Origin of the sequence: Desulforhabdus sp. TSK (genome assembly GCF_022836495.1) — a bacterium.
Classification (GTDB): domain Bacteria; phylum Desulfobacterota; class Syntrophobacteria; order Syntrophobacterales; family Syntrophobacteraceae; genus Desulforhabdus.
On sequence record NZ_BQXM01000003.1, the window covers coordinates 3843 to 17868 of the forward strand.

A 14026-nucleotide genomic window follows, 5' to 3' on the forward strand; every position below is an offset into this window, starting at 1 on the left:
CGACCGACATTCCCAACACGAACAGCTGATATGCTAATTTTTTCATCTTGTTGACCCTTTCAGATATCTTAAGTACATACTGTACAATTATGATATTAGTTTGATTGACTTAGTTGCCACCACCGCCGCAGGCCATGACAGGAAGTACATAGGATACGACCGACATTCCCAACACGAACAGCTGATATGCTAATTTTTTCATCTTGTTGACCCTTTCAGATATCTTAAGTACATACTGTACAATTATGATATTAGTTTGATTGACTTAGTTGCCACCACCGCCACAGGCCATGACAGGAAGAACATAAGATACAACCGACATCCCCAAAACGAACAGTTGATATGCTAATTTTTTCATCTTATTAATCCTATTTCATAAATGTTAGTCTACAATATAATTTTTTATATATCCATATTAATTACCACCACCACCGCATGCCATTACTGGCATAATATGGGTTGCCATAAATATTCCGAATATGAATAGTTGAATTGCCAGTTTTTTCATTTGAACTTTTCCTTTCCTTATAAAAGTCATAGCATTATTTAAATTAACACAAACTAGTTTCCGTGCTTGATTAATCACTACTAAGAGCAAAGGCTGTACCAATGATGAAAATGAAGCCTTTTTAATGATTATATATTTAATATTATTGATAAATATAAGCTATTACCATCCAATATATGGAAAACACAAGGCAAACTCCATTCAAAAACTTGCACAGCATGGGGTGCTGAAAGCGGTCTTGAATAATTCTAGACGCTTATATAATAAGAGCGTCAATAGATTGCCTATATAAGAGGGCAGTGCACAGGATTGTGTGCATAACTGACAATGAGTGGGAAATTTTTTCTCGAAGCGGGACAGGACTGAAGGGAGCGATGGGGAAATCGAACGGTTAGGTTTCTCCCTGGGCACGTAGGTTCATAAGCTTCATCTTTTGCATGAGGGTATTTCGATGGATTTTCAGGAGTCGGGCGGTGTCGGTTTGATTCCATCGACATTTCTGGAGGGCACGCAAGATAAATTCTCGCTCAAAGCTCTGTCGAGCCTCCAGAAGGCCAGCCTCCTCGCAGGTGATGATCTCCTGAGCCGGCCCGGCCACGTTGACTTCTGGTGTCAAGAGGTCAAGCGTGATGTCTTCTTCCGCAAGTAAATCGCCTTCGGTCCCCATGACAACCAGGCGCTCCACAAGATTTTCCAGTTCCCGCACATTGCCGGGCCATGGGTACGATTCAAGAATTTGCAGGGCATCCCGATGGATTCCTTTGATTTTTTTATGGAAGTTTTGGATGTATTTTTTTAGAAAGTGCTTGACCAGGAGGGAGACATCTCCCTTGCGCTCCCGCAGGGGAGGAAGATTGACTGGGATGACATTCAGGCGAAAGTAAAGGTCACTTCTGAATTTCTCCGCTCTCACCATTTCCTCGAGCCGCGTGTTGGTTGCAGCGATGATCCGTACATCGACGCCAATCGTCTGATGACTGCCCACCCTGCAGAACTCCCGCTCCTGCAGAACACGCAGCAACTTGGCCTGCAGGTCCATTCGGAGGCTCGAAATCTCGTCCAAAAACAGGCTGCCTCCATGAGCGAATTCAAACTTCCCGATATTTCGGGTATATGCACCTGTGAACGCCCCCTTCTCGTGACCAAACAGCTCGCTTTCCATCAGATCCGCAGGGATCGCGGCACAGTTGATGGGGACGAAAGGCTTGGATGCCCTGGGACTCCTGGCATGAATGGCGCGCGCGATCAATTCTTTGCCCGTACCGCTCTCGCCGGTGATCAAGACGCTGCTTCCCGTGCGAGCGACCTTCTCTATCGTCTGAAAGACGGTGTGCATCTTCGGCGACTGACTGAGGATCTGCACACTCCCAAAGCTGAAAACTGTCTGGTCGCTCCGAGGACAAATGGACCTTTCCTTCGATCGCTTGGTGAGAACATCTTCAATGGCCCTGAGGATCTGCTCCGGTTCATAGGGCTTCGTCACGTAATCAGAAGCTCCGCTTTTGAGCGATTCCGTAGCCTCAGACGCATGGTCCAACCCGGAAACCATTATGACATCGATGGATTCATCCAGGCTCTTGATGCGCCGCAGCGTTGCAATGCCATCGAGCTTCGGCATGGTGATGTCCAGGAGCACCACGTCAAAAGGCTTCTCCCTGAGTTTGGAAAGAGCGCTGTGGCCGTCCTCGGCACACTCGATCTCATAGAGATCTTCCAGCAGAACTTCGAGAGAATCCCTGGCTCCCTGTTCATCATCCACTACCAAAATACGCGTGCGATCATCCACTCTTTCCAATTTTTCCAAATCGGGTCTCCAAGATCGTTTCAGCAGCCATTTTCGCATCATCCCCAGTCATCTGCCCGGTCGCAACAAAGGATGAAAATGCAAGTAAGGATTCATTCCCGGCAGAACGGCTTCGGGCGCGGACGGCACAAACTGCATTTTCATATAAACATACGGAAAATTTCCAGGTCAAGCAAACCCTGGTAAATTGGGTACTCTCGGGCAAAAGCGGCAGCCGCTTCCTGAGGGTTCGGCAGTCAGCCCGCCTCCCACCGACTCGAGTTTCTTGCGCAGTCTCGCGTGATACAGTATAATTTTTAAAAATGTTGGATGGAATGTAAAGGGAGTACTCTACTCATGCTGGAGTGCTCTTATTTTTCTCGTTACCCAATATAAGGCAATAATGCGCAGCAGGTCACTCCCAATTTTAGATTTCGTGAGAATTGCAGGAAAAGAAAATGTTCTCACCAGCCCCGAGGAACGCTGCTGCTACAGCTATGACGCCAGCAAGCTCAAAGCCCTTCCAGACTGTGTCGTCCTGCCCGGAACCGCTGAAGAAGTCGCTGCACTGGTCAAGCTGGCCAACCGGGACCACTTCTCCGTTTTTCCTCGGGGGGCCGGCAGCGGAATGGTCGGGGCCTCCATACCCGTTGGCGGTGGACTTGTCATTTCCTTGAACCGTTTGAACCGCATTCTGGAAGTGGACTCCGACAACATGACAGCCGTTGTGGAACCGGGAGTGGTCACGGGAGATTTCCAGAAAAGAGTTTTACAGCATGGTCTTTTCTATCCTCCGGACCCCGCAAGTCTCCCTTTCTCAACCCTGGGGGGGAACGTGGCCATGTGCGCCGGCGGACCGCGGGCGGTCAAGTATGGAGTCACACGGGACTACGTTCTGGGGCTGGAGGTTGTTCTGCCCACGGGGAATCTCATACGCACGGGAACGCGAACCATGAAAGGCGTCGTGGGGTATGATCTCACCCGTCTCCTGGTGGGCTCAGAAGGCACTCTGGGGATTTTTACAAAGATCATCCTGCGTCTGCTCCCAGCCCCTGAAGGGGTGCGCACACTCGTGGCTATTTTCCCCCGCATCGATGACGCAGCCCGCGCCGTCTGCACCATCATACGAAATCGCATCATTCCTTCCACCCTTGAGCTCCTCGACCAGGCCACCCTCCAAGCGGTGGAAAATTACCTCCACATGGGGTTGCCCATCAAGTGTGAAGCCCTCCTCCTCATCGAGGTGGATGGGCGTGATAAGCTTTTGGACGATGATGTCGGACGCATTGAAACCATTTGCCGGGAGGCGGAAGCATCCGAAACGGAGATCGCCGCCACGCCTTCGGACCGGGAGCGCCTCTGGCAGGCGCGGCGGGCTATTTCTCCCGCCCTGGGCCAGATTCGGCCCGGAAAGATCAACGAAGACGTAACGGTTCCCCGGACTCAAATCCCCGCTCTCATACGGGCCATTCGTTCTCTGGCGGAAAAATACCGGCTGGTGATCGTCTGTTTCGGCCATGCCGGAGACGGAAACATTCACACAAACATCATGCTGGATCGCAAAGACAGGGACGAGCTGTCCCGAGCCGAGCAGGCCGTCCATGAGCTCTTTCGAACCGTTTTGGATCTGGGGGGAACACTTTCCGGGGAGCACGGCATAGGAATCACCAAATCGCCTTTTTTGCAGTGGGAAGTGGGTGCTGAAGGGTTTGAGGCCATGTGGAAGATCAAACACGCGCTGGATCCTCTCAATATCCTGAATCCCGGCAAAATGTTCGTATCCAATCGCGCTTTCTTCAGGGGTTGAACGCCCCGGTTTTTTTTACAAGGAGTCCCATGGAAACACATTCCAAATTTCGCAGGACCAAGATTGTCTGTACAATCGGTCCCAACACTCAGACTCCCGAGCGCATGCGAAAGCTCATCGAAAGCGGGATGGATGTGGCGCGACTGAATTTTTCCCATGGCGACAGAGAGAGCCACAAGGAAACGATTCGATCGCTCCGACGGGTGTCCAGGGAACTGGGAAAAGAGATCGCCATCCTCCAGGACCTGGGGGGACCTAAAATCCGTCTGGGGAATCTACCGGAAGAAGAGCGGATCCTGGAGACGGGAGAACAGGTGATCATGTCTCCGGGAGAGTCTTCCCGAACGGAGATTATCCCCGTGGGATATCCTTATTTGCTGGAAGACATCGAGGTCGGGGACCAGATTCTCCTTGCCGACGGGACGGTCCAGCTCATTGTCAGGGGAAAAAAGCAGGACCAGGCAATCTGTGAGGTCCTCGTGGGAGGGCCCATACGCTCTCACAAAGGGGTCAACCTGCCCTCCAGCAACCTTCGCATCAGTGCCTTCACTGAGAAAGATCGGGGAGACCTCGCTGTCGGACTGGAGATGGGGGTGGACTTCGTGGCGCTGTCGTTTGTCCGGAGCGAAAAAGACCTGGATGACGTGCTCGAAATTCTGGGCTCACTGGAGAAACGCCCGATGCTCATCGCCAAAATCGAAAAGCCTCAGGCGGTCCAGGACCTTGCAAACATTCTCGCTCGCGTGGACGGCGTCATGGTCGCGCGAGGGGACCTCGGGGTGGAAATGCCCCTCGAAGAAGTGCCCATCATCCAAAAGCAGATCATCCGCACCGCACGCCTAGCCGGCAAGCCCGTCATCACCGCCACCCAGATGCTCACCTCCATGATGAACAATCCTCGCCCCACGCGGGCGGAAGCGACGGACGTGGCCAATGCCATCCTCGACGGGACGGACGCCTTGATGCTGTCGGATGAAACGGCTGTCGGAGCCTTTCCCATGGAAGCCGTATCCACCCTGGACCGCATCGCTCGAACGACAGAGCCCCACTTCGATGAGCGCCCCCTGCTCAACGAGACCATGTCTGAACTTCTTCCCAACACCTCGGCCGCCATCAGCCGGGCTGCCTGCTGGCTCGCTATCGATCTCAAGGCCGCCGCCATCGTTGCATCCTCCTCCTCAGGAAGCACCGCGCGGCTCGTCGCGCGTTATCGCCCCCCGTGCCTCATCATCACCCTGACGGATCGCGTCGAAACCCAGAGGCAACTCTGTCTCTCCTGGGGAGTGATTCCCACACTGGCGGAATCCTTTAACGATACGGACCAGATGTTCGCTGCGGCACGGAACTGGGCTTTGAAGGGGAGAATCGCCGAACCGGGCGATCGGTTGATCATCACAGCCGGTGTGCCGGTAGGCGTTTCAGGAACCACCAATTTGCTGAAGGTGATGGAACTGTCGAGGGAAGAGTCATAGGGGAAAAGTACAGGAAGGTTCAGCGGGTTGAAGCGTTCAAAGGGCGTCAACCCGCCTTTAAGTTTCGTGCAGCCTCGAGAGGAAGAGGCTTATTTGGTCTCGGCAACCTTGCTGAGCACATCAAGGTTCTTTTGAATGGATTTTTGAAGCGCCTTGAGGTTGACCTTGTTGGAACGATGTTTTTTGGCACGAATGCTTTCAGTCTTCTGAGTCTTTGAAGCCATGCTGTTCTCTCCTCCTTATGCTGCAGTCCATAGTTCCTCTTGAGCACATGGCCTATATCAGTTTCATCCCGTCATGTCACGCAAAACTTTTTGAATGCAGGGATTTGCCGACACGGTTCCATCGGTGCCGTTGGATGGTGCCCACCCATTTTCGAAGCTTTGGAAAACGGTCTCCCTCACCCCCTCGCAGGCAATACTCCAGCTGTTCCCAGGCTCGCGGAATGTAGCGCAGGAACTGCCCTTTGCCCTTCACACATCCCAGAAAGGCATAGGCACCCAGGACCTGCAGGTTTCTGCACAGGCGCACGGCCCTGAAGGAATCCATGAAGTGCCCCGCGGACAGGGGAAGAAAGGTCCGGGCGGCTGTCCAATAAACCTCCACCAACTGTTCCTGCAACCGGTAAGGCAGCTCTACATAAGGGTCCAGGAGAAGGGACGCCAGGTCATAGGCCGGGGGGCCAAAACGCACGCCCTGGAAATCCAGAAGCCCCAATTTCCCACTGTTCATCATGATGTTGCGGCTCTGGAAGTCTCGATGCATGACAGAGTCCTGTGTGGAGACTCCCGCCGCTGCGGCAAGGGCCTCGAAATCGTCGCGCAGGGCCTCCGTATCGACATCCAGTCCGAGATACGTGTTCAGAAAGGCTTTCCGAAAATATTCCAGTTCCCTCTCGTAGACGAATGCAGGCGAATAAATGCTCCCGTCAAAACAGAAATCCGTCTGGAAGCCATGGGGGGCCCGTTGATGAAAGGTCACCAGGAGCTTCAACACGTGGCGATAAAGCTTCCAACGGTTCGTTCGTCTTCGGACGGCATGCCACTGCAGATGAAAATCCCCAAAATCTTCCAGCAGAAAAAAACCCTCCCGCCGATCGGCCCAATGAATCCGCGGAACGGGGATGCCCCGGTGCAGGAGGTGGCTACCAATGAGGTAGTACGAATCATTTTCGTCAAGTCCATGGAGTTTTTTCCGGGGGGAGACAAGCCCGATGTAGTGGGACCCTTCCTGGCGGATACGGAAGAAGCTGCGATCCGACCCGTCTCCCTGAAGCATGGTCACGTCCGCCCCCGCATCCAGGAGCTTTGTTTCCGCGGCAACACGCTGCATGAAGGTGGAAAGCGTTGATTCCAAGGGTTGAGAATTGTTCATGCGGAACCTCCGACGAGGGTTTCATGGGCATGGGACCCCCTCACTTTCACCCCATCCGCCACGATACAATGGTGAAGCGCGCTGTCGGCCTCCACTTCAACCCCATCCCACAGGATGACGTCCTCCATTTCCACGTCGGCACCGATTGTACAGCCGCGCCCCACAGCAACGCACCCCTCGAGACGAACATTCGGCGGGAGGTGACTGTCGGGATGGACCCACACGCTCTCTCCCGTGACGAAAGGGTGGAGGAAAGCGTGCGGCAACCGGGACAGTTCGCGATTCAAGTCAGTGTAACTTTGCAGCGTGCCCATTTCCCGCCAGAACAGGTCTGGGTGATAGTCTGCCAGAGGAGGCGTCCCCTCTGCGATGAGCTTCCGGTAAACCGTGAGGATCTCTTCGGGCACACCTTTGTGCAGGTGCTCCAGAATATCCGGCTGGATAAAGTGAATTCCTGTAAAGGCCCGGAGGGCTACCTCCGACCTCCCCCCTGCCAGGGCCAGGGCCTCTCTGCCGAAAGCCAGGACTTCGCCCTCCGCGCCCACCGCCACGTTGTTGAAGGCTGGATGGTCGTGCATGAGCAGCGTCGCGGGAGCTCCAGAGCGCACATGTCGATGAAAGAGCTCTCTCAGTGGGACTTTACAAACCGTATCCCCATTGATAACCGCAAAGGGCTCCCCTCGAAAAAAGTCGAGCACATTCCTGAGCCCGCCTCCCGTCCCCAGCAGGACAGGCTCCGAACGGATTTCCACAGGGATGGGCCAAGCTCTTTCCTCGGCGGTGGCCACAAGTTTTTCCTTCAAATGAAAGGCATTCACCACCGCCGATTCAAAGCCGGCTTCGTACAACTGCCATACCCAGTAATCGAGCATGGTCGTTCCCATTACAGGAACAAGAACCTTCGGGCGCACATACGTCAGGGGCCGCAAACGCGTTCCCAGGCCTGCCGAAAGAATGATCGCTCGCATGGAAACCTTCTCATTGGTATTCAGCATCCATTGAAGGATTGGAGAGATCAATGGACACGATTACAAGTCGATGAAAGCCTTCACTCTGTCGGGAATGGAGATTCCCCCTCGAGGAAGGACTTCAAAACCTGCCGGGCCAAGTGCGATCCTGTCGCGATGAACTTGAAACGCAGCAAACTCCGGGACAGAGGCCACGAGAGCACCCTTCTCAGGAAAGGTGTCTTCCCGCGAGACAGCTACCCCATTTGATTCTGTTTGTAAAGACCCGGTCCGCGTTCAGACAATGCGCAAAGCATAAGGGGTGGGGCCGTGCAGGGAATTGCCTGGGGACCGGCCACCTGTCTGAAATGAAAATACTCATCCCTTTGCCATGTGAAAGGCAAGAATTATTCACTTCCAGGAGGAAATCAATTTGGCGTTTTTGTAGCGCTCATGATAGATAATTAAAAATACCGAAAGGGAGCCTGGGGCCCTGCCAAACTGTTTCCTGAAAGAAATCAAACGGCTGTCATGCCCATGCGGCTCATGCAATGAGAAATCCTGGGAGGGAGATGCAGTGTCCGGCACAGTCATCGGCAAAAGGGGCATAGAGGAAAACCATTCCGTTTTACAGGGTGATCTCGCCAATCTCCGTGTAATCGTGGTGGATGACAACCCCACCAATCGCAACATTTTAAAACTGCAGCTCGAACAGTGGGGCGTCCGGAGTGATTGTGCGGAAAACGGAACGGATGCACTGCAGCTTTTACGCTCGGCATGCACGCGTGGAGAGCCATACGACCTGGCCATTTTGGATCGCATGATGCCCGGCATGGATGGGCTGCAGTTGGCATCGGCTATCAAGGCGGACCCGAGCATTGCCCGGACCCGCCTGGTGATGTTTTCGGGGTATTATGAACAGGACGAAAAGATCAAGTCTTCCGGAATAGCCGCATACCTCGTCAAACCTGTCCTGCAGGCGACCTTGAGACAGTGCATTGCACAAGTCATGGGTGTTGCGCCCTCGGGGAATCTGCCGCAATCCTGAATGCACTGCCAGAGGAGGAATTGAGCCCGCCATTTATCGCGCCATACCCTCCCGGGAAATGGCGCGATAAATGGCGGAAACATGGCGCGATTAAATGCATTATGGCGTGATTATGACTGAATAAAAGAGACAACTTCTGGGAATGCATAAAATAAAATCAACCATTACAGCATATTAGAAATAAAACACCAAATGGCATCGCTATTGCAATTATCAAATCATGAAATTTGACTAAAAACTCTTTCCTCCTCTTAAAGCCGATCGGTATGCCCCACCGATTGGCTTTTTTCTTGGCACAATAGCATCCCCGGAAACTTCCCTTTTCCCACACAATTGTTCATGCGGGGTGCCGTTGCGCACGCATGATCGACCGTGTGTCATCCCGCTTCGTTTTCCATCATTGTCGTTCTGTCCGTTCGACCGCACTCCGGGCAGGGCAGTAAGAAATGGACCGCAGTGTTCTCAAGGGTGCGCTACAGTTTTTTCAGGGCAGCTTCAAAAGGATTGTTGAAACCGCTTTGAGCCTTCCTGGGCGGTTTTTTTGCGGTCTTATCCGTCTTGCGGCCCTGCTCGGCAGGAGCCTTGCTCTTTTCCCCTCCCGACTCGGAACCCTGAGCTCCTGGCCGGCCCTTCATGGAAAGGGCGATACGCTTCCGTTCCAGGTCCACTTCCAGAACTGTCACCATCACCTGCTGATGGACCCGCACGACCCGACCCGGCTCCTTGACAAACTGGTCCGAAAGCTCGCTCACATGGACCATTCCATCCCGATGGACTCCAATGTCCACGAAGGCCCCGAAAGCCGTGACGTTGGTCACGATGCCCGGCAGTCGCATACCGGGAAGCAGGTCTTCGATCTTTTCTATGCCGGCGGCAAAAGAGAAGGGCTCGAAGGTCTGCCGGGGATCGCGCCCCGGCTTTCCCAGTTCCTGCAAAATGTCAGTCAGCGTAGGAAGGCCCACCGTTTCGGAAACATACCGTGAAAGCTCGATCCGGCTCCTGCGGCTCTCTTCCCGCATGAGGTCCGACACGGAGCACTGGAGGTCTCTCGCCATGGCTTCGACGATGGGATAGGATTCCGGGTGCACGGCACTGGCATCCAGGAGATTTTTCCCGTCACGAATCCGGAGGAACCCTGCGGCCTGCTGGAAGGCTTTGGGGCCGAGGCGTGAAACCTTCTTCAGCTCCTCGCGCGTGGAGAATGGACCGTTGTCGTTCCGGTACGCAAGAATATTCCTGGCGAGCTGAGGACCCAGCCCGGAAACGTAGGTCAAAAGCTGAGCGCTGGCGGTATTGACTTCGACCCCCACGGCGTTCACGCAGCTCATGACCACGTCATCCAGGCTTTTTTTGAGCTCCCCCTGGTCCACGTCGTGCTGATACTGGCCGACTCCGATGGATTTGGGATCCAGTTTGACCAGCTCGGCAAGGGGATCCATGAGCCGGCGACCGATGGAAATAGATCCGCGCACCGTCACATCCTGATCCGGAAATTCCTCACGCGCCAGAGTTGAAGCGGAATAGATGGATGCGCCGCTTTCGTCCACCATCACTACCTGAATGTCGGAGGACAGGCCCAGGCTGCGCACGAAGGCCTCCGTTTCTCTTCCTGCGGTACCGTTGCCGATGGCGATGGCTTCGGTTTTGAACTGCCGGGTCAGCGTCTGCAAACGATCCCCCGCCTTGGCCGATGCGGCATCTCCCGTATGTGGGTAGACTGTTTCGTGGTGCAGCAGCTTGCCCTGGGGGTCCAGGCAGACGACCTTGCAACCTGTCCGAAAGCCTGGATCAATGGCCATGACGTTCTTGGAGCCCAAGGGGGCCGACATGAGCAGGTGCCTGAGATTCTCGGCAAAAATGGCAATGGCTTCTTCATCGGCACGATGCTTGGATTCCTGTTTCATCTCGGTCTCCAGCGAAGGAGCCAGGAGCCTCCGGTACCCGTCCTGGAGCGCCAGGCGCACCTGCTGCGAAGCTTTGGAATCCCCTTTGATGCAATGGGACTCGAGGATCGCGAGGGCTTCCTCTTCCGGCGGGAGGATGTGAACCGTCAGAAAGCCCTCGCGCTCCCCGCGGCGCACTGCAAGGATCCGGTGTGAGGGAGCCTGAAGCAAGGGCTCTTCCCATTCATAGTAATCTCTGTACTGAATGCCCTCTGCCTCCTTTCCCGCCACGATCTTCGCCCGCAGCTGCCCCTTGCGGGCAAAGAGACTCCGGAGCATGGACCGCGTCTCTGCATTCTCGTTCACCCATTCAGCAATGATATCCCGTGCCCCCGCAAGAACCTCTTCCTCGCCGGGCAGTCCCTTGTCTGGATCGATATACGCCGCGGCTTCCATGGCGGGGTCCAATTCCGGCGCCTGCTCAAAAAGAGCGACAGCCAGAGGCTCCAGCCCTTTTTCCCTGGCTATGGCGGCGCGTGTCCGCCGCTTGGGGCGGTAGGGGAGGTAGAGATCCTCCAGAACAGCCAGGGAATCGGCGCCAAGTATCTTTTCTTTCAGTTCTTCCGTGATGTTGCCCGTTTCCGTGAGGGATTTGACGATGGCATCGCGGCGTTTGTCGAGGGCTTCGAGCAGAATAAGGCGATCGCGAATCGCGACAATCTGAGTTTCATCGAGGGATCCGGTGGCTTCCTTGCGATAACGCGCAATGAAAGGAACGGTGGCACCGTCCTCGAAAAGCCGAAGCGTCGCCTCCACCTGGGGGGACGCCAGTTGAAGCTCCCCGGCAATCAAAGCAATATGCTGCTCGCTCATGTCTTCCTTTCCCGTTGAGGCCAATGGATTTTCACCAGAGAATGATACGCTGCCCGTAGAGCACGCAAGCAGAACCAAAGCCTGCTCGCTGGCGCGGGCCAGGCCGAAAGAATCATGGTTCATTCAAACAGCACGGATCTACCATTCCCCTGCAATTTTGTAAATGTCCGTCGACATCCCTTGACTTCTGAAGCGAGAGACGAAAAAGTCTCGACCCGTCCTCGGGTTTGTCGTACATAGATTTTTTTGATCCGCAGATTGCGCAGATTTTCGCCGATGGAGACCCTCCCGCCGACAGGTACAGAGCGATGTTTTGTCGATCTCCGGAGCTCTCATCCATCTGCAGACAATGAGATCGCTGAAGAACTTTGGGGCCGTGGGGGCATAGCCGGAAGGCCCCACTTTGAATCTTTTCCCTGCAAAGAGGAGCTTTCATGAGCCATGAGACTGTGTCTGCACCTGGGCAGATGCACTATGAACTGAGGCTGACAACCACGGCCTCCGGGGTGGGATATTTTGCCTGCTGTCCCGTGGAAGAACGATTTTTCAACGATTTCCTTCAATACCTGAGGGCCCATCCCCTGGATGAGTTCATGCACAAGCACTTGATGGAGTCCCTGGCCGTACTGAAGGAGGAAAAACTCCGTGACTTCATTGAAAAGGCGCTGTCAGAGGATCCGGTTTTCCTTACGCTCCTCTATGAAGTCTGCGGCAGCTACGAAAAATTTGCAGCATTGCGGAGCCTTTTTGAGTCGGTGGATTTAAAAGACCTGTCTTCCTTCACGCCCCTCATTCACATCCGGTCCAATCGGCAGATGGATCAGCCGCTGCACTTCGAATGGATTGGCTTGCTCGAAAAAAACGTGAGCGAGCACCGGGCGCTGCCCCATCCCTCCCGTGCCGGCCTCCCCTTTCCCTTTGGCGACGATGATCTGGCTGCAGCACGCAAACCCTCCGTACCTGTTCAGGCCGTCATGGAACGTCCGGCAAGAAGCACGCAGCCCCAAAACGAAAGGGTTTTCTCCCTGGAGGAGACAAGTCTGCGTGCCCTGGAAAGACTTGAAGAGAATGGAGTGACCGCAGGGAGCGAAATGCGCCATGTGGCGTCACTCAGCCCTTACGCCCTTTTTCGGCGGTGGAACCTCAATGTGGTGGTCCGCAACGGGCGGCACGACTACACACTCACCGGGATCCAGACGAGTTACGGCCGTGGACTCTCACTGGCAGCCGCCCGGGCTTCCTACTCCATGGAAATCGTGGAACGGTGCTCGTCCTTCGCCGCTTTCGGTCCCGAAAGGGTTCTGGGATATGCCAGGGAGTATCCGCTGCTCCACGCCTCCCACCGGGAGCTTGCCGGAAAATCCACAGCCGTTCTGGATCCCAATGCTCTGCGGCTGGAGGTTCCCTATGAAAATGAAATGCTCTATTGGCTGGAAGGTGAAAGAGTAACGGGGGACGGGATGCATCCCATCCTGATCCCTGCACAGTGCGTTTTTCTCTTTTGCAACCTCGATGAAATCAACCTCTTCAGCGGACTGGGCTCCACGGGGCTGGCTGCCGGCAATACCATGGAACAGGCCAGGGTCAGCGCGCTCCTGGAGGTGCTGGAGCGCGACGCGGAAGGGGTGACGGTCTACGATCCCTCCCGATGTTTTCGGCTGGAGGCTCACGACCCGGTGTTGAGTCCACTCCTGTCGGATTACCGCGCCAAAGGCATCCACATTCTATTCCAGGAGATGTCTTCTCCTCTGGGGATTCCCTGTTACAAGTGCTTTGTCGTGACTCCAGAAGGAGATATCATCAAAGGGACGGGAGCGCACCTGGACGGGAGACGCGCTGTCATTTCCGCGCTGACTGAAACCCCTTACCCCTACCCTTACAGTCCTCCTTCGGCTCCCGCCCCTGAAGGCCTTCCCGTCGTCCGCATGGAAGAGCTTCCCAACCACTCACGCGGCAACTATCGAGAAGATCTGGATCTCCTGGAAAGGGTGCTGACGACCAATGGCTATCACCCCATTTATGTGGATCTGACGCGCAGGGATTTGGAATTCCCCGTCGTGAGGGCCATCGTGCCCGGCATGGAATTCATGACGGATTTTGATCGTTTTTCCCGTGTCAGCCCGCGTCTGTTCTGTAATTATTTGAATCTGTTCCAACATGGGGATTGATGATGAAATGTGCCCCCTCCGGAGAGACTTTTTAGAGAAACAGCATGTCCTTTCCCGTCCGCCTTCCGGAATGCAAAGGGAGGCTCCCACGGCGTATTCCCTGGCAATATGGGGATATGCTCCCGGGAGAGGCGAAACCGCGAGAGGAGTTTTTGAAGACATC

General features: G+C 54.7%; 9 protein-coding genes. 4 read left to right on the plus strand and 5 right to left on the minus strand.

Annotation, left to right across the window (positions count from 1 at the left end; all coding sequences use genetic code 11):
* Positions 1–899: 899 nt before the first annotated feature.
* On the minus strand, positions 900–2312 hold the full coding sequence (locus MWC30_RS02495) for a sigma-54 dependent transcriptional regulator (protein ID WP_244082575.1): 1413 nt from the start codon (positions 2310–2312) through the stop codon (positions 900–902).
* A 382-nt stretch (positions 2313–2694) separates the two neighbouring features.
* Between MWC30_RS02495 and MWC30_RS02500 the strand changes: the two genes are divergently transcribed.
* Both MWC30_RS02500 and pyk read left to right on the plus strand, forming a co-directional pair.
* The gene (locus tag MWC30_RS02500) at positions 2695–4098 is read left to right on the plus strand and encodes an FAD-binding oxidoreductase (RefSeq protein ID WP_368860785.1); all 1404 of its coding nucleotides are present in this window, start codon (positions 2695–2697) and stop codon (positions 4096–4098) included.
* 29 nt (positions 4099–4127) lie between these two features.
* Positions 4128–5570: a pyruvate kinase gene (pyk, locus tag MWC30_RS02505; RefSeq protein ID WP_244082577.1), complete on the plus strand. Its 1443-nt coding sequence runs from the start codon at positions 4128–4130 to the stop codon at positions 5568–5570.
* A gap of 89 nt (positions 5571–5659) precedes the next feature.
* Here pyk and MWC30_RS22495 read toward each other — a convergent pair whose 3' ends face one another.
* The 3 genes from MWC30_RS22495 to MWC30_RS02515 form a co-directional block, all read right to left on the minus strand.
* Complete coding sequence (locus tag MWC30_RS22495) at positions 5660–5794, minus strand: hypothetical protein (protein ID WP_256461205.1); 135 nt, start codon at positions 5792–5794, stop codon at positions 5660–5662.
* A gap of 76 nt (positions 5795–5870) precedes the next feature.
* Positions 5871–6944 (minus strand): aminoglycoside phosphotransferase family protein, encoded by a 1074-nt coding sequence (locus MWC30_RS02510; RefSeq protein ID WP_244082578.1) that lies wholly within the window; start codon positions 6942–6944, stop codon positions 5871–5873.
* On the minus strand, positions 6941–7912 hold the full coding sequence (locus MWC30_RS02515; RefSeq protein WP_244082579.1) for a sugar phosphate nucleotidyltransferase: 972 nt from the start codon (positions 7910–7912) through the stop codon (positions 6941–6943). Before MWC30_RS02515 ends, MWC30_RS02510 begins: the two co-directional genes overlap by 4 nt.
* A 556-nt stretch (positions 7913–8468) precedes the next feature.
* On the opposite strand from MWC30_RS02515, the gene MWC30_RS02520 reads away from it, so the two are divergent.
* Positions 8469–8939: a response regulator gene (locus tag MWC30_RS02520; RefSeq protein ID WP_244082580.1), complete on the plus strand. Its 471-nt coding sequence runs from the start codon at positions 8469–8471 to the stop codon at positions 8937–8939.
* Between the two features lie 473 nt (positions 8940–9412).
* Here the strand turns inward: MWC30_RS02520 and MWC30_RS02525 are convergent, their stop codons facing one another.
* Positions 9413–11695 carry a Tex family protein gene (locus MWC30_RS02525; protein ID WP_244082581.1) on the minus strand — a complete coding sequence of 761 codons (2283 nt, stop codon included), beginning with the start codon at positions 11693–11695 and terminating at the stop codon, positions 9413–9415.
* Positions 11696–12129: 434 nt separating this feature from the next.
* Here MWC30_RS02525 and MWC30_RS02530 point away from each other — a divergent pair, with 434 nt between their 5' ends.
* Positions 12130–13863, plus strand: coding sequence for a YcaO-like family protein (locus MWC30_RS02530; protein WP_244082582.1), 1734 nt, complete (start codon positions 12130–12132; stop codon positions 13861–13863).
* Positions 13864–14026 lie beyond the last annotated feature (163 nt).

Bases quoted from the DNA above. Each gene is read 5' to 3' on its own strand.
- MWC30_RS02515 (WP_244082579.1), bottom strand. From the start codon at position 7,912: ATGCGAGCGATCATTCTTTCGGCAGGCCTGGGAACGCGTTTGCGGCCC.
- MWC30_RS02530 (WP_244082582.1), top strand. From the start codon at position 12,130: ATGAGCCATGAGACTGTGTCTGCACCTGGGCAGATGCACTATGAACTG.
- pyk (WP_244082577.1), top strand. From the start codon at position 4,128: ATGGAAACACATTCCAAATTTCGCAGGACCAAGATTGTCTGTACAATC.
- MWC30_RS02510 (WP_244082578.1), bottom strand. From the start codon at position 6,944: ATGAACAATTCTCAACCCTTGGAATCAACGCTTTCCACCTTCATGCAG.
- MWC30_RS02500 (WP_368860785.1), top strand. From the start codon at position 2,695: ATGCGCAGCAGGTCACTCCCAATTTTAGATTTCGTGAGAATTGCAGGA.
- MWC30_RS22495 (WP_256461205.1), bottom strand. From the start codon at position 5,794: ATGGCTTCAAAGACTCAGAAGACTGAAAGCATTCGTGCCAAAAAACAT.
- MWC30_RS02525 (WP_244082581.1), bottom strand. From the start codon at position 11,695: ATGAGCGAGCAGCATATTGCTTTGATTGCCGGGGAGCTTCAACTGGCG.